Source organism: Streptomyces odontotermitis, assembly GCF_050510915.1.
In the GTDB taxonomy this organism is placed as follows: Bacteria; Actinomycetota; Actinomycetes; order Streptomycetales; family Streptomycetaceae; genus Streptomyces.
On record NZ_JBNJLS010000011.1, the window covers coordinates 228,235 to 249,599 of the forward strand.

General features: G+C 73.5%; 15 protein-coding genes. 9 read left to right on the forward strand and 6 right to left on the reverse strand.

Going from position 1 to position 21,365, the window contains the following annotated elements:
• Nucleotides 1-36 precede the first annotated feature (36 nt).
• The 3 genes from ACQB60_RS28355 to ACQB60_RS28365 all read left to right on the forward strand — a co-directional run bounded on the left by ACQB60_RS28355 (nucleotide 37) and on the right by ACQB60_RS28365 (nucleotide 3,739).
• Nucleotides 37-1,689: a glycosyltransferase gene (locus ACQB60_RS28355; RefSeq protein ID WP_496928912.1), complete on the forward strand. Its 1,653-nt coding sequence runs from the start codon at nucleotides 37-39 to the stop codon at nucleotides 1,687-1,689.
• A gap of 115 nt (nucleotides 1,690-1,804) precedes the next feature.
• Nucleotides 1,805-2,788 (forward strand): UDP-glucose 4-epimerase GalE, encoded by a 984-nt coding sequence (gene galE, locus ACQB60_RS28360; protein WP_496928913.1) that lies wholly within the window; start codon nucleotides 1,805-1,807, stop codon nucleotides 2,786-2,788.
• Nucleotides 2,789-2,884: 96 nt separating this feature from the next.
• The gene (locus ACQB60_RS28365; RefSeq protein ID WP_496928914.1) at nucleotides 2,885-3,739 is read left to right on the forward strand and encodes an MOSC domain-containing protein; all 855 of its coding nucleotides are present in this window, start codon (nucleotides 2,885-2,887) and stop codon (nucleotides 3,737-3,739) included.
• A gap of 22 nt (nucleotides 3,740-3,761) precedes the next feature.
• On the opposite strand, the gene ACQB60_RS28370 is transcribed toward ACQB60_RS28365, so the two are convergent.
• The 5 genes from ACQB60_RS28370 to ACQB60_RS28390 all read right to left on the reverse strand — a co-directional run bounded on the left by ACQB60_RS28370 (nucleotide 3,762) and on the right by ACQB60_RS28390 (nucleotide 10,113).
• The gene (locus tag ACQB60_RS28370) at nucleotides 3,762-4,745 is read right to left on the reverse strand and encodes a molybdopterin-dependent oxidoreductase (protein WP_496928915.1); all 984 of its coding nucleotides are present in this window, start codon (nucleotides 4,743-4,745) and stop codon (nucleotides 3,762-3,764) included.
• A 42-nt stretch (nucleotides 4,746-4,787) separates the two neighbouring features.
• Nucleotides 4,788-7,445 carry an ABC transporter permease gene (locus ACQB60_RS28375; RefSeq protein WP_496928916.1) on the reverse strand — a complete coding sequence of 886 codons (2,658 nt, stop codon included), beginning with the start codon at nucleotides 7,443-7,445 and terminating at the stop codon, nucleotides 4,788-4,790.
• Complete coding sequence (locus ACQB60_RS28380; protein ID WP_496928917.1) at nucleotides 7,442-8,080, reverse strand: ABC transporter ATP-binding protein; 639 nt, start codon at nucleotides 8,078-8,080, stop codon at nucleotides 7,442-7,444. Before ACQB60_RS28380 ends, ACQB60_RS28375 begins: the two co-directional genes overlap by 4 nt.
• Nucleotides 8,081-8,311: 231 nt before the next feature.
• A complete protein-coding gene (locus ACQB60_RS28385; RefSeq protein ID WP_496928918.1) occupies nucleotides 8,312-8,956 on the reverse strand; it encodes a response regulator transcription factor in 645 nt (214 codons plus the stop codon).
• Complete coding sequence (locus ACQB60_RS28390; protein WP_496928919.1) at nucleotides 8,944-10,113, reverse strand: sensor histidine kinase; 1,170 nt, start codon at nucleotides 10,111-10,113, stop codon at nucleotides 8,944-8,946. Before ACQB60_RS28390 ends, ACQB60_RS28385 begins: the two co-directional genes overlap by 13 nt.
• Nucleotides 10,114-10,304: 191 nt before the next feature.
• Between ACQB60_RS28390 and ACQB60_RS28395 the strand changes: the two genes are divergently transcribed.
• On the forward strand, nucleotides 10,305-10,475 hold the full coding sequence (locus ACQB60_RS28395) for a hypothetical protein (RefSeq protein WP_496928920.1): 171 nt from the start codon (nucleotides 10,305-10,307) through the stop codon (nucleotides 10,473-10,475).
• Nucleotides 10,476-10,865: 390 nt separating this feature from the next.
• Here the strand turns inward: ACQB60_RS28395 and ACQB60_RS28400 are convergent, their stop codons facing one another.
• Nucleotides 10,866-11,510, reverse strand: a complete 645-nt coding sequence (locus tag ACQB60_RS28400) for a TetR/AcrR family transcriptional regulator (protein WP_496928921.1) — start codon at nucleotides 11,508-11,510, stop codon at nucleotides 10,866-10,868.
• A gap of 140 nt (nucleotides 11,511-11,650) precedes the next feature.
• On the opposite strand from ACQB60_RS28400, the gene ACQB60_RS28405 reads away from it, so the two are divergent.
• The 5 genes from ACQB60_RS28405 to ACQB60_RS28425 all read left to right on the forward strand — a co-directional run bounded on the left by ACQB60_RS28405 (nucleotide 11,651) and on the right by ACQB60_RS28425 (nucleotide 21,228).
• A complete protein-coding gene (locus ACQB60_RS28405) occupies nucleotides 11,651-12,583 on the forward strand; it encodes an ABC transporter permease (protein WP_496928922.1) in 933 nt (310 codons plus the stop codon).
• Entirely contained in the window at nucleotides 12,576-13,493 is a 918-nt protein-coding gene (locus ACQB60_RS28410; protein WP_496928923.1) for an ABC transporter ATP-binding protein, read from the forward strand. The genes ACQB60_RS28405 and ACQB60_RS28410 overlap by 8 nt, the downstream gene beginning before the upstream one ends.
• 153 nt (nucleotides 13,494-13,646) lie before the next feature.
• On the forward strand, nucleotides 13,647-17,240 hold the full coding sequence (locus ACQB60_RS28415; RefSeq protein WP_496928924.1) for a bifunctional glycosyltransferase/CDP-glycerol:glycerophosphate glycerophosphotransferase: 3,594 nt from the start codon (nucleotides 13,647-13,649) through the stop codon (nucleotides 17,238-17,240).
• A gap of 59 nt (nucleotides 17,241-17,299) precedes the next feature.
• Entirely contained in the window at nucleotides 17,300-19,549 is a 2,250-nt protein-coding gene (locus ACQB60_RS28420) for a CDP-glycerol glycerophosphotransferase family protein (protein WP_496928925.1), read from the forward strand.
• Nucleotides 19,546-21,228, forward strand: coding sequence for a glycosyltransferase family 2 protein (locus ACQB60_RS28425; RefSeq protein ID WP_496928926.1), 1,683 nt, complete (start codon nucleotides 19,546-19,548; stop codon nucleotides 21,226-21,228). Before ACQB60_RS28420 ends, ACQB60_RS28425 begins: the two co-directional genes overlap by 4 nt.
• The last annotated feature ends 137 nt before the right edge of the window (nucleotides 21,229-21,365 follow it).

Sequence of the window (21,365 nt, forward strand, 5' to 3'; positions counted from 1 at the left end):
ATCGGATAATTATCAGCAAGCCCTAAGATTCCTCCCGTGGAACGCACAGCGCCCCAAGAGCCCACCGCAGACCTGGCCGCCGACCAGGTCTGCGTCGTTGTGATCGGCTACAACGACGCAGCGCACGTCACCGACGCGGTGCGCTCCGCCCTCGCCCAGGGCCCCGCCGTGCGCGAGGTCATCGCCGTCGACGACTGCTCCACGGACGACAGCGAGAGCCTGCTGCGCTCCCTCGCCGCGGCCGAGCCCCGCCTCAAGGTCGTGCGCCGCGCGACCAACAGCGGCGGCTGCGGCACTCCGCGCAACGACGGGATCGACGCCGCCACGGCCCCGTACCTGATGTTCCTCGACAGCGACGACGTGCTCCCGCCGGGCGCCGTCGACGCGCTCCTCGCGGCGGCCGTCACCCAGGACACCGAGGTCGCCTCCGGTCTGTGCATGCGCCGCGAGCTCCCCTCGGGGCGCGAGGTGCCCTGGCAGCCGGTGCTCTACAAGAAGGCGCGCTTCGTGGCGCGGCCCGAGCTGCGGCCGCGCCTCGTGCACGACACGCTCTGCGTCAACAAGCTCTACCGCACCGACTTCCTGCGCGCGCACGCGATCCGCTTCCCCGAAGGCCCCGTCATCTACGAGGACTTCGTCTTCACCGCGCGCGTGCTCGCCGCCGGGCCGCGCATCGCGCTGATCCCCGACACCGTCTACATCTGGCACGTGCGCCGCGCCGCCGCCAAGCTGTCGATCTCCCTCGACCGCTCCGGCATCGCCAACTGGCAGGCCCGCCTGGAGGCACACCGCCAGTCCGTGGAGATCCTGCGCGAGTCGAGCGGCTCCGGGGGCAAGCAGCTCGCGCGGGCGGGCCGCGCCAAGTTCATCGAGCACAGCCTGCGCATGTACACCCGCGAACTGCCCGCGCGCGGGCCGGAGTACCAGCGCGAGTGGTGGGCGCTCACGCGCGCGTACCTCGCGGAGTTCGACACCGCCGACCTGGAGGCGGCGCCCGCGCCCGGCCGGGTGATCGCCCGGGTCCTCCTCGCCTCCGAGCAGCCGCGCGACCTGACCCGGCTGAGGCAGGTCGCGGCACGTCCGGCACGCCTCGTCCCCCCGTACGTGAAGGACCGGGCGGGCACTCCGGTCTGGTCGGACGAGCTGCCGCAGGTCACCCTGGAGCACCTCCTGGTCCGCCCGATGCGGCTGCTGCCGCTCGCCGTCGACGGTGAACTGCGGCCCCGCGCGGGCGGATCGGCGCTCGCACTGCGCCTGCACGAGCTGTACGGGCGGGTCGCGGACGCGGGCCCCGAGTCGGTCGACGTGGAGCTGGTCGACCGCTCGGGCCGCGGGCCCACGCTGCGGCGCACGGCGGCCTTCCGCCCGGACGGCCCCGACGTGTGGGCGGCGCAGGTCCTGCTCGACCTCGGGACGCTGCCGGGGCGCGGGGTCTGGGACGTCCGGCTGCGGCTGCTCTTCGCGGACGGCACGGCGCGCGACTCGACGGCCCGCGCCGTCGCCGGTCCCGGGCTGCTGCGGCGCGCCGTGGTGCCGAGCCGTCGCCGCGGGGTGCTGCTCACACATCCGTACGCGACGCAGGCGGGCAATCTCGCGGTGCGCGTCGCCCCCGGGGTGCGCGGGGTCGCGGGGATCGCGCGGGGGCGGCTCTCCCGGCTCCTGAAGAAGGCGGCGGGGGCGGGCCGCTGAGCGGGGGCCGCCGAACGGGGCCACCGAACGGGGGCCGCCGGGCAGGGGCCGCGGGGCCCTCTGCGACACTGGACGCGCTGGACGAGCAAAACCGACAAGACAGGACAAGCTGACCATGACCTGGCTGATCACCGGCGGCGCCGGATACATCGGGGCCCATGTCGTCCGCGCCATGACGGAGGCGGGCGAGCAGGCGGTCGTGTACGACGACCTGTCCACCGGCATCGCGGAGCGCGTCCCGGACGGCGTGCCGCTGGTGGTCGGTTCGGTCCTCGACGGCGAGACGCTCGCGCAGGTGCTCAAGGAGCACGCGGTCACCGGGGTCGTGCACCTCGCGGGCAAGAAGCAGGTCGGCGAGTCCGTGGAGCGGCCGCTGCACTACTACCACGAGAACATGGAGGGGCTGCGGGTCCTCCTGGACGCCGTGGTCACCGCGGGCGTCGAGTCCTTCGTCTTCTCCTCCTCCGCCTCGGTGTACGGCATGCCCGACGTCGACCTGGTGACGGAGGAGACGCCCTGTCTGCCGCTGAGCCCGTACGGCGAGACGAAGCTCGCGGGCGAGTGGCTGGTGCGCGCGACGGGCCGGGCGACGGGCCTGCGGACGGCGTCGCTGCGCTACTTCAACGTGGCGGGCGCGGCCCGCCCCGACCTGGCCGACACCGGTGTGTTCAACCTCGTGCCGATGGTCTTCGAGCGGCTCACCGCCGGGGAGGCGCCGCGCATCTTCGGCGCCGACTACCCCACGCCGGACGGCACCTGCGTACGCGACTACATCCACGTCGTCGACCTGGCCGAGGCCCATGTGTCGACGGCGCGGAAGCTGGCGGGGGCGCCCGGCGGCACCGATCTGACACTCAACATCGGCCGGGGCGAAGGGGTTTCGGTCCGCGAGATGGCCGAGCTCATCAACGAGACCACCGGCTACGACATCCCGCCCGTGGTGACCGCGCGGCGCCCCGGCGACCCGGCACGGGTCGTCGCCTCGGCCGGCCGGATCGCCACGGAGCTCGGCTGGCACGCCCGGTACGACGTCCGGGACATGGTGACGTCCGCCTGGGCGGGGTGGGTGCGGCTGCACCCGGAGGCGGCCCGCTCCTGAGCCGCTCCGGGTGCAGCCGCACCCACCCCGCCAACGTCGCCTCACGGGCGGCGCAGGCCCTCGATGGCCCGGCGGGGCGGCCGTTAGGGTGACTCCGTGCCTGCCATCGCCGAGTTGATCACCTATCCCGTCAAGGGCTGTGCCGGACGGCCGCAGCCACGCGCCACCGTGGCCCGGACCGGCCTCGCGCACGACCGCGCGTTCCTGGTCGTCGACGGCGACGGCGTCTTCCGTACGCAGCGCAACGAGCCCCGCCTCGCGGTGATCACACCCGAGGTCGGCGCCGACGGCCGCGAGCTCACCCTGAGCGCGCCCGGCGCCGAGCCGCTCCGCCTCGACGTGGACACCACCTCGCCCCCGCGCGCCGTCGAGCTGTTCGGCGCGACCCACCAGGGCATCGACCAGGGCGCCGCCGTGGCCCGCTGGCTCTCCGAAGTCCTGGGCGCCGAGCGGCGGTTGGTGCGGGTGCCGCCGGAGTACGAGCGGACCACCGACGGCCTGGTCCCCGGCCGTTCCCTCTACGCCGACAGCGGCTCCCTGCACGTCCTGTCGCGGGCCAGCTTCGACGAGCTGAACCGGCGCATCGTGGCGGCGGGCCGCGCGCCGCTGCCCCTCTCCCGTTTCCGGCCCAACATCGTGCTCGACGGCTGGGCCGAGCCGCACCTGGAGGACCAGGCCCGGCACGTCACCGCGGGCGGCACCGAACTCGCCTTCGCCAAGCTCGCGGTGCGCTGCGCGGTCACCCTCGTCGACCAGGAGCGCGGCGAGCGGGCCGGACCCGAGCCGCTGCGGACGCTCGCCACCTACCGGCGCGTGCCCGAGGGCAAGGGCGTCTCGCTCGGCGCCAAGTACACGGTCCTGCGCACCGGCGAGCTCGCCGTGGGCGACGAGTTCGCCGTGCGGGAGTGGGCGGTGGAGAAGCCCGGGGACGCGGCCGAGAAGGCGGTCTAGGGCCTGATCCGCCGGACAGGCCCTAGCGCGCCTCGGCATCGACCGTGATCTCGTGCACCGAGTTCCGGGCGCCGGGCGGGGGCTGGACACGGCCGGTGCGGTCGGTGGCGCGGGAGCGGACGCGGTGCGGGCCCGCCGTGAGCGGCCGGGTCAGGGTGAAGCGCTGCCAGACCGGGCCGTCGTCGGCGCCGAGCTCGTCGAGCGCGGCGCGCTCCCAGGGGCCCTCGTCGACGGACACCTCGACGGCCGCGACCTCCGTCGTGCTCCAGGCGTGGCCGGTGATCTCCACGTCTCCCGCGGGAAGCCGGGCACCGTCGGCCGGAGCGGAGAGCTTGCTGTTCACGTCGACGTCGCGCACGGGCGTCGGGGCGTCGGCGCCGGGCAGGACGCGGGTGTAGAAGCGGGTGGTGAACATGTGCTCCGGGCGCCGCTCCGCCAGCACTACGCGCGTCAGCCACTTCACCGAGTTCGTGCCGAACATGCGCGGCACCACCGCCCGTACGGGAAAGCCGTGCTCCGCCGTGAGCGGCTCGCCGTTCATACGGTGGGCGAGGAACACGCGGCCGTGCGCGTCCTCCAGGGGCAGGTCCTTGGTGTACGTCAGTCCGTCCTCGCCGTGGAAGGAGCCGGTGTCCACGCCCTCGAACCACACGTGCCGGGCCTCGTCCGACGGCCGCGCCTCGTCGAGGAGTTCGGCCAGCGGGAAGCCGGTCCACGCCACGTTGGCCACCGCGCGCGTCGGCACGTCGGGGGCGAAGGGGCTGCCGAAGCACTCGTGGACGGCGGCGAGCCTGCGGGCGGGCCGGGCGAGGACCTCGGCCAGATCCAGCCGCAGGGGCCGCTCGACGAGCCCTTCCACCGACAGGGTCCAGCGGTCGGGGTCGACGTCGGGGACGCCCATGTGCGTGCGGACGAAGACGTCGGGGACGGGCGTGAAGAAGTCGGGTGCGCGTTCAGGGCGGAAGCCGGGCGCGAAGTCGGGTGTGAAGTCGGGTGCCTGATCCATCTCCGGGTGACCCGATGTAGGGGGCGTAACCATGCAATGACCCTAACGCGCGCGGGAGTTGGGCGCAGCCCCCGGATACCGCCCCCGCAGCACCGCCCACGCGGGCGGCAGCGTGCCCGCGAGGGCCGTCGCGGCGACCACGGCGACGATCGGCGCCGCCTGCGCGAGCGGCAGGTGGGGCACCGTGCGCGCCGTCGCCAGGCTGAACGCGAGCAGCGGCACCGACGCCGCCGCCGCGCCCACCACCAGTCCCGTCACGGCCGTCGCCGCCGCCTCCAGGCGGAGCATGCGGCGCAGCTGGCCCCGGCCCGCGCCGGCGAGCCGCAGCAGGGTCAGTTCGGGGCGCCGCCCGACCGTGATCAGGGCCAGGGTGCTGAGGACGGCGATGACCGTGTAGCCGCCGATCGCGCCGACCGCCGCCACGGTGACCACCTCGCCGAGTGCCTGGTCACCGGCCTCGACGCGGACGGGCTCCGGGTGCCGCAGCACCTGGGCGCCGGGCACCGCGCGGGCGAGGGCGCCGACGGCCCGCCGCTCCGCCCGGCCTCGGTCGGTGGCGACCAGGACCTGCTCGCCCCGGCCGGGCGCCGCCGTGTGCCGGGCGAGCTCCTCGCGGGAGAGCAGGAAGTCGCCCAGGGCGAGGGCGCGTTCATAGGTCGCGACGACCCTGAGGCGGGCCTCCTGCCCGTCCCCGAACCGCAGCGTCACCGTCGAGCCGGGGTGCGCGTCGAGGGCGCGCGCCCGGTCCCCGCCCACGGCGACGGTGCCGGGCCGCAGCGCGCGCAGGTCCCCGCCGGTCACCTCCGGGTCGAGGGTGCGCTCCAGGCCCTGCGGGGTGACGCCGAGCACGGGCAGCCGCTCCAGCTTGGGCGACCCCGTCTCGCGGCCGGCGAGGACGACGGTGCCGCGCAGCACGCCGGTCGCCGCCCGCACGCCGTCGACGGCACGGATCCGCTCCACCGCGTCGCCGGGCAGGCCGCCGTCCGCGCGCACCGCGAGGTCCGCCCGGGCCGCCCGCTGTGCCTGCCCGTCGCCCGCGTGGGTGAGGGTGGCGCCCGCCGAGAGCTGCACCGCGGCGAACGCCGTGACCAGCACGATCGGCGTGATCGCCGCCCCCAACCGCCGTGCGGACGCGGCACAGTTGGCGGCCGCGAGCGCACCGCCGACACCGCCGAAGCGGCGCATCGGAGTGCCGAGGACCCGCAGGGCGCCCTGGGCGATCCAGGGCCCGAGCAGGGCACAGGCGATGACGAGGGTGACGGTGGCGGCACCCGCCGCCGCGGCCGCGGCGGCGCCGTGCTGCAGGGTGGCGGTCCCGGCCGAGCTGAGGCCGACGAAGAGCAGCACAAGTCCGCTGATCCGCCGGGCCGTTCCGGGTGCGGCGTCCCGCAGGGCCTGCGCCGGGCGCACCTTCGCGGTCCGCGCGCAGGCGATGAGCGCGGCGATCCGCGCGACCAGGACGGTGAGCCCGGCGGTGACGAGGGGCGCGGCCAACAGATAGGGCGGCAGCGGCAGTTCGAACCCCTCGGGGAGGGCGCCGCGCGCGTGGAGCAGGGCACGCAGCCCGACGTACACGGGGACGGCCCCGACCGACCCGACGAGCGCCGCCCCGGCGGCGATCCGCCCCACCTCCCGGCCGACGGCGCCGCGCAGCTGCCGCGGCGTGGCACCGACGGCACGCAACAGGCCCAGCTCATGGGCGCGTTGCTGCAGGGCCTGCACGATCGTGGAGGAGACGACGAGCAGCGCGACGAGGACCATGGTGGCGGTGACGGAGGCGAGCAGCCCCAGCATCTCCTGGCGCGCGGGCGCGACCCCCAGGAACTCGGCCGCGCCCCGCCCGTCGCCGGTCAGCACGCGCAGCCGGGCGGAGTCGCCGTCGGCCCGCCGGCCGACGCTCTTGAGGCGCTTCTCGTCCAGGGCGTGCCGCACGCGCTCGTACAACTGCTGGGCGGATACGCCGGGTTGGGCGCGGATGCCGATGGCGGCGAGGGAGCCCGGGTGGCCGGCGAGGCGGTGGGCCTGGGCGGCGGAGAAGTAGACGGCGGTGTCGGCGTCGCCTTCGGTGCCGGTACCGGTGCCGGCAGGGATGCCGGTGGGGATGCCGGTGTCCGGTCCGTGGGTGCGTCCGACGACGGTGTACGGGCGGTCGGCGCCGCGCACGCGGACGGTGACGCGGTCACCGAGCCGCACACGCCGACCGCTGCGACCGTCACCCACGGCGACTTCGTCCGCGGTGCGCGGGGCGCGCCCCTCGCTGAGGCTGTAGGGCGCCAACTGGGCCGCTTCCCAAGGGCGTCCGACGCCCGCGCGGCCGCCGATCCCGACGGGGAACACCTCATCGGGAACGGCCACGCGCACGCCCGGGACCTTCCGCACGACGTCGAGGGCCGCCGCCGGAACCCGTACCCGCTCGGTGAGCCCGGCCTCCGCGGTCTCCGGGTCGCTGCCCCACGGCTTGGCGGTGTAGCGGGTGCTCTGGTCCCCGGCGACGACGAGGTCGGCGGCGGCATACCGCTCCACGCGCGCGTGCCCGAGCCCCGCGGAGGCGAGGGTGAGCGCGAAGGCGCCGAGGAGGAGCGAGGTCAGGGCGAGCGCGGCGAAGACGGCGGCCCAGGCGCGGCGGTGGGTGCGGGCGGCGCGGACGGCGAGAAGGCGCGTGACGGTGCGGGCGGCGGGGAGACGCGGGGCGGTGCTCATGCGTGCACCTCCTGGGTGGCGGTCGCCGCACGCCTGCCCAACTCCCGCATGATGCGCCCGACTTCGGCGGCACCGGGCCGGGACAGGCGTCCGGCGACCCGCCCCTCCGCGAGGAAGAGCACCTCGTCCGCCCAGGCCGCCGCCGTCGGGTCGTGGGTCACCATCACCACGGTGTGGCCGTCCGCGTCGACGGCCCGGCGCAGGAGCGCGAGGACGTCGTCGGCGGTGGCGGGGTCGAGGGCGCCGGTGGGTTCGTCGGCGAAGACGACCTCGGGGCGGGTGACGAGGGCGCGGGCGATGGCGACGCGCTGGCGCTGGCCGCCGGAGAGCTCGGCGGGCCGGTCGTCGCCGCGGTCCCCGAGCCCGACGGCGTCCAGCCCCGACCGGGGCCGCTCTCCCGGGTCCTCGCCGCCGAGGAGGAGGGGCAGGGCGACGTTCTCGGCGACGCTGAGGGAGGGCACGAGGTTGTGGGCCTGGAAGACGAACCCGACGCGCTCGCGGCGCAGGCGCGACAGCTTGGCCTCGCCGAGTCCGCCGAGGGCGGTGCCGCCGATGCGGACGGTGCCGGTGGTGGGGCGGTCAAGGCCCGCGGCGCACTGAAGGAGGGTCGACTTGCCGGAGCCCGAGGGGCCCATGACGGCGAGGAAGCGGGCGCGGGGGACGGTGAGGTCGAGGGGGTGCCGCGCCGGTAGGTCCGGCTGACGCCTTCGAGGGTGAGGGCGTCGAAGGTGCCCTTCATGTCCGTACGTCCTTCCAGTGGTCCTCTTGTTCCACTGGAGACGCTAGAAAGTGCAGGTCAGAGGGGCGAGAGAGCAGGGTCCCGGATGCGGGGTGGAGCTGGCTACACCCCGCCACGCCCCCGCCCCTCACCCCTTGTTCAAGTAAGCCAGCACAGCCAGAACCCGCCGATGCCCCGAATCACTCGGCGGCAGCCCCAGCTTCAGGAACACATTGCCGATGTGCTTGCTGACCGCCCGGTCGGAGACCACCAGCGTGGACGCGATCGTCGCGTTGTCCCGCCCCTCCGCCATGAGTTGGAGTACCTCCCGCTCCCGGGGTGTCAGCGAGTCGAGAGGGTCGTCCCCCCGCCGGGTCAGGAGCTCCGTCACCACCTCGGGGTCGAGCGCCGTCCCCCCGTCCGCCACCCTCTCCAGCGCGTCCAGGAACTCGTCCACCCGCCCCACCCGGTCCTTGAGCAGATAGCCGACCCCGCTCGCGCCCCCGCCCAGCAGCTCCGCCGCATACGTCTCCTCGACGTACTGGGAGAGGACGAGCACGGGGAGCCCGGGGATCTCGGTGCGCGCCGCGAGCGCCGCCCGCAGCCCCTCGTCCCGGAACCCCGGCGGCATGCGGACGTCCAACACCGCGACGTCCGGCCGGTGTTCGAGCAGAGCGGGCAGGATCTCGGGCCCGGTCGCGGCCACCGCCGCCACCTCGTGGCCCGCCGACGTGAGCAGCAGCACCATCCCCTCCCGCAACAGGGCGTTGTCCTCGGCGATCACCACGCGCACGGCAGCTCCACTTCGATCACGGTCGGCCCTCCGACGGGGCTCGACACCACCACGGTCCCGTCGAGCGCGGCGACCCGGCGCCGCATGCCGAGCAGCCCGCTGCCACCCGCGTCATCGGCGCCACCCCGCCCTTCGTCCCGTACGGAAATCCTCAAGCCGCCCGCCTCCCGGGCCAGTTGGACGGACGCCCGCTCGGAGCCACTGTGCTTGGCCGCGTTCGTCAGCGCCTCCGCCACCACGAAGTACGCCGCGGCCTCCACGGCGGCGGGCGGCCGCGGGCCGTCGGCCACGCCCTCGTCGGCCACCGCCACGTCGAGACCGCTGCTGGCCGCCAACGCCCGCACCGCGCCCACGAGTCCACGGTCCGTGAGGATCGGCGGGTGGATGCCGCGCACGACGTGGCGCAGCTCGGTGAGGGCCTCCTCGGCCTGGTCCTGGGCGTCGTCGAGGAGCTTGCGGGCGGCTTCCGGGTTCTTCTCGTACGCGCGCTTGGCGAGCCCCACCCGCATGGAGAGGGAGACCAGGCGGGCCTGCGTGCCGTCGTGCAGGTCCCGTTCGATGCGGCGGAGTTCGGCGCCGTGCGCGGCGACCGCGTCGGCGCGCGTCACGGTCAGCTCCTCGACCCGCTCGGCCAGGTCCACGGCCCGCTGCGCCTCCGGCGACGGCGTGAGCAGCGCCCGCGACCACGTCGCGTCGAGGTCGGCGAGGCGCGGCACGAGGCGCAGCAGCACGGGCGGCTGCCGGAAGAGTCCGCACCACACGCCGTCGACGATCAGCCCGACGACGGTCAGCGGCAGCGCCGCGTACAGCAGGAGCCAGCCGTACGCGAAGTGCGCCACCAGCCACCGCAGATCGCGCCAGGTGCCGGGGTCCCGCAGGGCCTTGGCGACCCGCTCCCGCACGTCCCCGGTCAGCGGCGCGTACGCCTCGGGGACCGGCTCGCCCGTCCACTCGGCGATGAACCGCCGCTTGAGCCCCGCGGTCCTGCGCAGCAGCAGCACCGTCTCGGGCAGCACGGCCGCGCCGACGACGAGCAGCGTGACGACGGCGGTGAACAGGATCAGCGCCATGAAGAGATACGAAAGGAGCGCGAGAACCGCCGCCCTGACCAGCTGACCAAGCGCGAGGCCCGCCCGGCGCACCGACTCCCACCACATGCCGCAAGGCTAGGCGACCCGGGCAGGACGCACGGGCGCGGCCGCTCCCCGGCCGATGGTGTAGCCCACTACACCCCCGGTTCGGGAGGGTGCTCCCTCGTCGCGGCGCGCGGGCGGTCGGCAGGATGGATCACGAACACAGGGCGCGGCACGGTGCGGCGCCCTCCCCGTCCCCCGGAAGGAACCCCGTCATGAAGGCCCTGCTCTGGCTGATCCTCGTCACCGCACTCACCGTCAACATCGCCACGAGCTTCGCCTTCGACGGCGTGCAGCAGGCACTGATCAGCGTCGGCACGGGGGTGGCGGCACTGGCGGCGGGCATCACGCTGGTCGTGACGCGGGAGAGGCGGTCGGAGGGGTGAGGGCGCGGCGGCGAGGGGGGTGGAGCGGCGCGGCGGAGAGGGAGAGCGCGGCGGTGCGGGGGCGGAGCGGCGCGCTGGAGAGGGAGAGCGCGGCGCGGAGCGCCGGAGCGGCGGGGCCGCACCCGCGTCGCAGAGGAACGGGTGGGCCGGGTGGGAGACCCGCCGCGGAGCGGCGAAGCAGTCACGCCGCGGAGCGGCGGGGAAGGAACAGCCGCGGGGCGGCGGGGTGAAAGCCGGCGCGGAGCGGCGGGACAAGAGCCACCGCGGAGCGGTGGGAAAAGCCCGGCGCGGAGCGGCGGGACAAGAGCCACCGCGGAGCGGTGGGAAAAGCCCGGCGCGGAGCGGTGGGAAAAGCCCGGCGCGGAGCGGCGGGGAAGGGCGCCCCACCCCCTAGAGCCCCCTGAGCGCCGCCCCCGTGGCCACCGCCAGACTCCCCAGATACCCCGCCGGCAACGGCGCCCGCACCACCACGGCCCGCCAGTACAAGGGCCCCGAGATCAGGTCGAGGGCGAGGTCCTCGTCGACCCCCTCGGAGAGCTCACCGCGGGCGACGGCCGCCTGCACGATGCCGCTGGCCACCCCGTGCTGCCCCTCCCGCAGCGCCTTCTGCAACGCCTCCGCGATCTCCGGGTTGCGGGCCGCCTCCGCCTGGAGGTCGGGGATCACCTGAGAGGCCACGGGGTGCCGGAGGGCGCGCGAGGTCACCTCGTACAGCAGTCGCAGGTCGCCGTCCAGCGACCCCGTGTCCGGCGCCGGCAGCCCCTGCACCGCGAGCGCCGAGACCAGGTCGAGGACCAGGTGGAGCTTGGAGCGCCAGCGCCGGTAGACCGCGGTCTTGCCGACGCCCGCGCGGCGCGCGATCCCCTCGATGGACATGCGCGCGTAGCCGACCGCCGCGAGCTCCGCGAAGACGGCCGCCCTGATGGCGTCGGTCACGTCCTCCCGCAGCACGGCCGCCCCCGCGGGCGCCCGCTTGCCCGCCGGTCGCTGCGCCTTCTTGGGCGGCTCTCCGCTGCTGTCTGCGCTGGTCGTCATACGGACAGCATAAAGCGTGACGACGATACGGTTGCGTTCCGACGTAACGACGCCCTACTCTCATCGTTGCGACGATACGGTCCCGTCCCGACGTAACCACGTCCTGACGCGACGACGATGCAACGACGAAAGCAGCGGATGTGAGCCAGGTCCTCGACGCACCGCCCCCGGCCTCCCGGACGGCCCCGCCCCAGCCCCCCGCCCCCCTCACCCCGGCGGAGCTCGCCGCGCACCACGGCCTGACCGTCAGCGGCGCCCGCCCGTCCCCCGGCCAGTACGTGCGCCAGCTGTGGGGGCGGCGCCACTTCATCACCGCCTTCGCCACCGCCAAGCTCACCGCGCAGTACAGCGAGGCCAAGCTCGGCCAGGTCTGGCAGCTGATGACGCCGCTGCTCAACGCGGCCGTCTACTACTTCATCTTCGGCATCTTGATGGGAGTGAACCGGGGCATCCCCGACTACATCCCGTTCCTGGTGACCGGCGTCTTCGTCTGGAGCTTCACCTCACAGACCGTCACCAGCGGCACCCGCGCCATCTCGGGCAGCCTCGGCCTGGTCCGGGCCCTGCACTTCCCGCGCGCCAGCCTCCCCATCGCGTACTGCATCCAGCAGCTCCAGCAGCTGGTGTTCTCGATGGGCGCGCTCGCGATCATCGTGGTCTGCTTCGGGGTGCCGATCACCGGGGCCTGGCTGCTCGCGGTGCCCGCGCTCTTCCTGCAGACCGTCTTCAACACCGGTCTCGCCCTGCTCTTCGCCCGGCTCGGCAGCAAGGTGCCGGACACGGCGCAGCTGATGCCGTTCATCCTGCGGGTGTGGATGTACATGTCGGGCGTGATGTACAGCCTGTCCGGGCAGCTCAAGCACAGCTCCATGCCGCACTGGGTGGGCGAGGTCATGCAGCTCAACCCGGCGAGCATCTATCTGGACCTGATGCGGTTCGCCCTCATCGACAGCTTCAAGGCTTCGCAGCTGCCCCCGCACGTGTGGGTGCTCGCCGCGGGCTGGGCCCTGGCCGCGGGCATCGGCGGCTTCATCTACTTCTGGCGCGGAGAAGAGGAGTACGGCCGTGGCTGACCGCATCGAGAACCACATCGAGGACCGCATCAAGGACCGCATCAAGGAAGCCGTCCCCACCGTCATCGCCGACCGCGTCGACATCGTCTACCGCGTCAACGGCACCGGCGCGGGCCGGGGCAGCGCCACCGCCGCCCTCAACCGCATCATCGGCGGCCGCAAGCGCGCCGAGAAGCGGGCGGGGGTGCGGCGGGTGCACGCCGTCAAGAACGTCTCCTTCACCGCGTACAAGGGCGAGGCCATCGGCCTGATCGGGACGAACGGCTCCGGCAAGTCCACGCTCCTCAAGGCCGTCGCGGGCCTGCTGCCCTGCGAGAGCGGGCGGATCTACACCAACGGCCAGCCCTCCCTGCTCGGCGTGAACGCCGCCCTCATGAACGACCTGACGGGCGAGCGCAACGTCCACCTGGGCGGCCTCGCCATGGGCATGAGCCGCGAGGAGGTGCGCGAGCGCTACGACGACATCGTCGACTTCTCCGGCATCAACGAGAAGGGCGACTTCATCACGCTGCCCATGCGCACGTACTCCTCCGGCATGTCCGCCCGGCTCCGCTTCTCCATCGCCGCCGCCAAGGACCACGACGTGCTCCTCGTCGACGAGGCCCTGGCCACCGGCGACCGCTCCTTCCAGAAGCGCTCCGAGGAGCGGATCCGCGAGCTGCGCGAGCGCGCGGGCACCGTCTTCCTGGTCAGCCACAGCAACAAGTCGATCCGCGACACCTGCGACCGCGTCCTGTGGCTGGAGCGCGGCGAGCTGCGCATGGACGGGCCGACGGGCGAGGTCCTGGAGGCGTACGAGGCGTTCACCGGCGGCCCCGACAAGAAGTCCGGCCCCGACAAGAAGGTCACTAAGGAGCCCGTAAAGGCGAAAAGGGAACCAAAAGCCCCAGAAGCGCTTCTTACTGCGTGAGGCGTGGGGACTGTCGCCCGGCCGCCGGGGCCGCCCGGACCATCCGGGCCGCCCGGACTGCCCGGACAGACCGTCCCCTTTGTCCGCCTTGAGCGCGGCTCATTACACTATGGGTGCGTTTACCTACAGAACTGCAGAAATGCAAGGAGCCCCGTGCAGCCGCGCCTGAGTGTCGTCGTCCCCGTCTACAACGTAGAGCTGTACCTCGACGAATGCCTGGAGTCCCTCGCGGCCCAGACCTTCACGGACTTCGAAGTGCTCATGGTCGACGACGGCTCCACGGACTCCAGCGCCGCCATCGCCGAGCGGTTCGCCGCCGCCGACCCCCGCTTCCGCCTGATATCCCAGGAGAACAAGGGCCTCGGCGCCGCCCGCAACACGGGTGTACGGGAGATGGCCGACGCCAGCGAGTACCTGGCCTTCGTCGACAGCGACGACACCCTGCCCGCCACCGCGTACGCCCTCCTCATCGACACCCTCGACAAGACCGGCTCGGACTTCGCCGCGGGCAACGTCACCCGCTTCCGCTCCGCGGGCCACGTCCAGTCCCCGGTCCACCGCGTCCCCTTCGCGGCGACCCGGCTGCGCACCCACGTGTCGAAGTTCCGGCCGCTGCTCACCGACCGCACCGCCTGGAACAAGGTCTACCGCCGCACCTTCTGGGAGAAGCACCACCTCGCCTACCCCGAGGGCATGCTCTACGAGGACGCCCCGGTCTCCGTCCCCGCGCACTACCTCGCCGAGTCCGTCGACGTCCTGAGCGAGCCCATCTACAACTGGCGCGAGCGCGAGATCGGCGAGCGCTCCATCACCCAGAACCGCACCAACCCACAGGGCCTCGTCGACCGCGTGAAGTCGATCCGCATGGTCCGCGACTTCATGCTCGGCCACAGCGACCCGATGTACGCCGAGCACCTGGCCGTCTACGACAACAACGCCCTCGCCGAGGAGATCCCCCTCTTCTGGAAGGTCCTGCCCGGCTCGGACGCCGCCTACCAGGAGGCGTTCCTGGAGCACGTGGGCCGCCTGGTCCGCGAGATCGGCCAGGACGCGGTGCGCGCGCTGCCCGTGCCGCACAAGCTGAAGCTGTACCTGACCGTGCACCGCCGCATGGACGAGCTGATCGAGCTCCTGGAGTTCGAGAAGGAGCACGGCGGCTCCATCCCGGTCACCGGCACCCTGCACCCGAAGGCCGACTACCCCTTCCTCGACACCGCCGCGCACCCGATCCCCGACGCGGTGCTCCGCCTCGACCAGGAGCTGCGCCTGCGCAGCCGCCTCGACGAGGCCGCCTGGCACGACGGCAAGCTGTGGCTGTCCGGCTGGGCCTTCGCGCGCCAGCTCGGCGCCGAGTCCCGCGCCAAGTCCCTGAAGTCCCTGATCCTCAAGGAGAAGGGCAGCCGCCGCACGGTCCTCGTGCCCGCGCGCTCCCACCTCGACCCGGAGGCCACGGTCGCCTCCGGCGCCGAGTTCCGGCACGCCGACTGGGCGGGCTTCGGCGCGCTCGTGAACCCGAACCGGCTCAAGCACCGCGGCAAGTGGGTCGACGGCCGGTGGTACGTGCGCATCGCCGTCGCCGGTACGGGCTCGACGCCCCGCCGCGGCCCCGTCCAGGGCGCGGGCACCGGCACCGGCCAGACCCCGCCCGCCCACTGGGTCACCGAGGACGTCCGCATCGCCCCGCAGATCCAGGACGGCGAGCTCTGCATCCGGGTGGAGAACGCACACGCACGCTGCCTCGAAGTCCGTTCGCAGGACGGGCAGTTGACGGTGCGCGGCATCCTGCGTACCGCCCCCGACGGGCCCACCCGACTGCGGCTGCGCCACCGCGAGTCCGGGCACATCCTGACGGTGCCGCTGGACCTGGGCGCCCCGGCCGGCGGCCGCGTGCCCTTCACGGCCACCGTCGACCTGACCGAGCTGACCCACGTACGCGAAGACCACGAGCGCCTCCGCCCCACGCAGGCCGAGCGGTCCATCGCCCGCTGGGACAGCTCCGTCGAGGTCGGCCCCGTCGCCGAGTCCCCCGAGGGCCCGCACCCCACCCGCCTCGCCCTGGTCCTGGACGACCGGGAGGGCTGCTCCGGCGCCCAGTTCCCGTACGAGGGACGGGCCTTGTACGCGCGCCGCAGCCCCGGCGGCTACCTCCAGCTCTGTGACCAGCCCGCCCAGCCGCTGATCGAGCACGTCGCCGTCGCCCCCGACGGCACGGTCGCGCTCAGCGGCACCTACCCGGCGGGCGGCGAGCACGAGCTGCGCCTCGTCCTTCGCCAGACCTGGTCCGGCCATGAATTCACCTTCCCCGCGCGGGCGGTGGACGGCCGCTTCGAGGCCCGCTTCGTGCCCGCGCCCACGTACCGCTATGCCGCGACGCCGCTGCGCGCCGGCTTCTGGTGGCCCTCGGTGGAGCGCCCCGACGGCGTCCGCACCGCCGTGCAGCTCGCCCCGACCGTGCAGGCCCAACTCCCCCTGGAGGTCAAGGCGCACGGCAAGCGGGTGGAGCTCCAGGCGCGCCAGTACGACCAGTTGGCGCTCCTCGCCCACTCCGAGCTGCGCCCCGAGGAGCGCTCCCGGTACCGCCAGACGCGGCTGCGCACCGAGACCTACCCGGCGGCCCGGCACGAGCCGCTGCGCGAGGCGGTCCTGTACGACGTGTTCGGCGGCCGCATGTACGGCGACTCGCCGCGCGCCATCCACGAGGAGCTGGTCCGGCGGGGCACGCCCGTCGAGCACCTGTGGGTCGTCAAGGACGGCCAGTGCGAGGTCCCGGCGACCGCGCAGGCCGTCCGCGTGCACAGCCCCGAGTGGTACGAGGCGATGGCGCGCTCCCGCTACATCGTCGGCAACACCCACTTCCCGCGCTGGCTGGAGCGCCGCGAGGGCCAGCAGATCGTCCAGACCTGGCACGGCACCCCGCTCAAGCGCATCGGCTTCGACTTCGACAACGACCACTTCGCGTCCACGCAGTACCTCGCCGACCTGGACCGCGAGCGCCACCAGTGGACGATGCTGGTCTCCCCGAACCGCTTCTCCACGCCGATCCTGGAGCGCGCCTTCCGCTTCCAGGGAGACGTGGAGGGCGAGCTGGTCGAGACCGGCTACCCGCGCAACGACGTGCTGCTCGCCCCCGACCGCGCCAAGCGCGCCGAGAAGGTGCGCCGCGCGCTCGGTCTGCCCGAGGGCAAGAAGGTCGTCCTGTACGCCCCGACCTGGCGCGAGGACAAGCAGCGCCACCGCGGCGGCTTCCTGCTCGACCTGCGCATCGACCTGGACGCCGCACGCCGTGAACTCGGCGACGACCACGTCCTGTTGGTCCGCCCGCACGCCCACATCGTGGAGCCGGTGCCGGGCGCGGGCGACGGCTTCGTGTGGGACGTGGCGGGCTACCCCGACATCATGGACCTGCTCCTGGTCGCCGACGTCCTGATCACCGACTACTCCTCGGTGATGTTCGACTTCGCGGTCACGGGCAAGCCGATGCTGTTCTTCACCTACGACCTGGAGCACTACCGCGACCGGCTGCGCGGCTTCTACTTCGACTTCGAGGAGCGCGCCCCCGGCCCGCTGCTCCAGGAATCCGGCGCCCTGGTGGCGGCGGTGCGGGACGTGACGGCGGCGACGGCCCCGTACGCGGAGGCGTACGAGCGGTTCCGCGCCGAGTTCTGCGACCTGGAGGACGGGCACGCCGCGCGCCGCGTCGTCGACCGGATGCTGGCACACCGGGGCGGGGCCGGGGCGGGCGCATGAGCACGGGAGACAGCACGGGAGACCGTACGGGAGCGAGTACGAGAGAGGCGGGCACCGCAGTGCCACAACCGAGCGTCGCCGAACCGCAGTTGACCGTCGTCGTGTACGGCCGCAACGTCCAGGGCCGCCTGGACGAGTGCCTGGACAGCGTCACCGGGCCGGCCGCCCCCGCCGGCACCGAGGTGATCGTCGCCGCCGTGGGCGCCTCCGCGCGCTCCGCCGCCGAGCAGTACCCCGGCGTCACGGTGGTCCCGCTGCCCGACGGCACCCCGGACGGCGCGGCCCGCGCCGCCGGCGCCGAGCGGGCGAACGGCCGCCGTCTGCTCTTCGTGCACAGCAAGGACACGGTGGTGACCGGCGCCCTGCGCGCCGTCACCGAGCGCGCCGCCGAACTCCCCGACACCGTCGACGTCCTCCTCCTCGACCACGTCCGCTCGACCTGGCGCCACCAGGGCATGCCCAGCGAGGACGGCCCGCACCTGGCGAAGGCGGGCCACCGCGCGCCGGCCCTCGCGGACTGCCCGGACCTGCTGAAGGTCACCCCGCTGCTCGGCAACCGCGTGCTGCGCACGGACTTCTGGCGCGCGCACCGGGAGCAGCTCTCCGGCAACGGCGGCGGCGAGCGGGCACAGCTCTCCGGCGACAGCGAGATGGTCGCCGCGTACGCCTCCCTGCTCCTCGCACGGCAGGTCGCCGCCCTCGACCAAGTGGCCCTGAACAGCCTGGAGTTGCGCCCCGAGAGCCGGCCGCGGCCGAGCACCGAGGACCGCTTCCGGCTGATCGAGGAGTACGAGGATCTGCTCGCCCTCGCCGCCGATCCGGGCCCGCGCCGGGTCCTCTACAACATCATGACGGCCACCTGTCTGCGGATCGTGGCCCGCGAGCCGATGCCGGAGAAGGTCGCCCGCGAGTTCTTCCACCGCGCCTCGCGCGCGGCCGTCACCTGGCGCCCCGAGGGCTACCAGCCCCCCGGCGGCCTCGAAGGGGTGCGGCGCAGACTCCTCGAAGAGGACGCGTTCACGAAGTACCGCGCCTTCCAGAGCGCCAACCAGAAGCGCCGCAAGCTCAAGTCGGCGGTCGTCGCGCGCAAGCACCAGCTGGGCAAGAAGGTCCGCGACGTCCGCTACCACCGCGACCTGAACAAGCCCGTCGACCCCAACCTCGCCGTCTTCACGGCGTATTGGGACCGCGGCGTGGCCTGCAACCCGGCGGCGATCGCGGCGAAGCTCGCGGAACTGGCCCCGCGGATCCACCCGGTCTGGGTGGTCTCGGCGGCGAACGTCCCGCTCCTTCCCCCCGGCACGGACCACATCGTGCCCGGCACCCGCCGCTACTGGGAGGTCATGGCCCGCGCCAAGTACCTCACCAACAACGTCAACTTCCCCAACGCCGTGGTGAAGCGCCAAGGCGCGATCCACCTCCAGACCCACCACGGCACCCCGCTCAAGCGCATGGGCCTGGACCAGCTGGACTACCCGGCGGCGTCCAAGGGCCTGAACTTCTACAGCCTCCTGTCGCGCGTCGACAAGTGGGACTACAGCGTCTCCGCGAACAGCCACACCACGCAGATGTGGGAGCGCGCCTACCCCGCGGACTACGTCTCCCTCGACTACGGCTACCCGCGCAACGACGTCTACTACAGCGCGACGGCGGCGGACGTCCTCTCGATCCGCGAGAAGCTCGGCATCGCCCCCGGCAAGCGGGCCCTCCTCTACGCGCCCACGCACCGCGACTACGAGGCGGCGTGGACCCCGCGCCTGGACCTGGCGGCCCTCGCCGAACAGCTCGGCGAGGACACGGTCCTCCTCGTGCGCGGCCACTACTTCTACGGCGGCGAGGCGTCCCCGCTCTCGGGGCTGCGCCGCAGCGGCCGGGTCATCGACGTGTCGTCGTACGACCCGGTGGAGGAGCTGGCCCTGGCGGCGGACGCCCTGATCACCGACTACTCGTCCATCATGTTCGACTACGCCAACCTGGACCGCCCCCTCGTCATCTACGCGGACGACTGGGAGACCTACGCGAAGACCCGCGGCGTGTACTTCGACCTGATGACGCACGCGCCGGGCCATGTGGCCCGCACCCAGGACGAGTTGACGGAGATCTTCACGTCGGGCGCCTGGCGGGACGAGGCGGCGGCGAAGGCCCGTGCCGCCTTCCGGCGCACGTTCTGCGAGTTCGACGACGGGCGGGCGGCGGAGCGCGTCGTACGCCGTGTGTTCCTGGACGAGGCGGAGGAATCCCTGCCGCCGATCGTCCCCGTCGACGAGCGCACCCCGGCACCGACCCCCGAGGAGGCGGCAGCCCGATGACGACCACTCCCGACGTGACGGTGACCGTCATCGTCTACAACGACGCGGACCGCCTCCCGCGCGCGGTGGCCTCCCTCCTGCGCCAGACGCACACGAACATCGAGATCGTCATCAGCGACGACCACTCGACGGACCACACCCCCGAGGTGGCCCGGCAGTTGGCGTCGGCGGACGACCGCATCACGTACTTGCGGCTGCCGGAGAACAGCGGCGGCTGCAGCGCCCCGCGCAACCGCTCCCTGGACATCGCGCGCGCCCCGTACGTGATGTTCCTGGACAGCGACGACGAACTCCCCGAGCGGGCGGTGGAGTTGCTCCTCGCCGCCCACCGCGAGCGCCCGGAGATCGACTTCGCGATGGGCGCGGTGGAGCGGGTCCGCGTGGACACGGGCCGCACGTCGACGTGGATGCCGCACCTGGTGGCGGAGCGCCGCACGGTGGACGGCATCGAGTCCGAACCGGCCCTGTTCTTCGAGCACTTGTCGACGAGCAAGATGTACAAGAAGGAATTCCTCGACCGGAACGGCCTCCGCTTCCCGGAGGGCATCCACTACGAGGACCAGCTCTTCTCGGCCCAGGCGTACTGCCTGGCGAAGTCCTTCACGGTGATCCCCGACCCGGTCTACCGCTGGTACATAGCCCCCTATGAGGCGGCGGAGTCGGCCTCGATCTCGAACCAGCGCCACAAGCTGACGAACGTCCGCGACCGCATCCACGTCCAGGGCCTGATCGACGAGTTCCTGGTGACGAGCGGCCACGAGGGTGTTCGGGAGGCGAAGGACTACAAATTCCTCAAGCACGACTTCCGCATGTACGCGGGTGACCTGCCGTACCGCGACGAGGAGTGGCTGACGGGCTTCGCTGAGATCGTGAACCCGTACTTGGCGGAGCTCTCCCCGGATGCCTACGCCCGCCTCCCCCGCGCGGAGCGTGTCGTGCTCCAACTGGTCCGGGACGGCCGCCTGTCCGACGCGCAGCTTGCGGCGCGGGGCCTGGGCCACGGGGTGGCGCCGCGGACGACGGTGACGGACACGGACGGCCACGTGTACTGGGGCGAGGTGCTCCCCTCCTCCCCCCTCTCCCGCCGCGAACTGGACCTGACGGACCAGGGCCTGGACACGCGCCCGTTCCCCGGCGCCCAGTTCCGCCACGAGATCACGCGCCTGGACCGTGGCCCCGGCGCCTCCCTCGACCTCTCGATCCGCACCTACGACCCGGGCCTGCGCCTCCCGGTGGGCCCGCAGATCGCGTCCCTCGTGGTGGCGCCGGGCCGCCGCCGCATGACGACCCGCTTCCGCCTGGACCCGGTGGCCCCCGGCGTCTTCGAGGGGACGGTCCGCCTGGACCTCGCCTCGGCCCCCGTCCCGGTCAACGGCTTCGAGGGCGCACGCCACCCCCTCGTGCAACTCGTCTCCCCGGACAACCTCCGCAACACGGGCCTGCTCCTGGCCCCCCTGCACTTCCCTTCCCTGACGGCCCGGGTGGACTACAAGGGCGGCACCCTGCCCCACGAGATCACGGTGGAACCGGAGGGCCGCGCCTCGGGCCGCCTCCAACTCCGCTGGACGCCGGTGGGCGTGACGTCACGGGTGATACGGCCGGTGGCCCGCAGGGTGAGCGCCCGCACGGGCACCCGCGTCCGCAGAGCAGCCAAACTCCTGGCCAGCGTGGCCCGTTGAGCTCAGCTCGGTTGGCGGCCATCTGTGTTACTCACGAGGTGGCCGCCGCCTGCCTGGAGGGAGCCTCACACCAGCAGCCCTCTCCAGGCGCCACGCACATCGCACTGCCCGAGCGCGCACCCGCCCCCTGCCGCGGA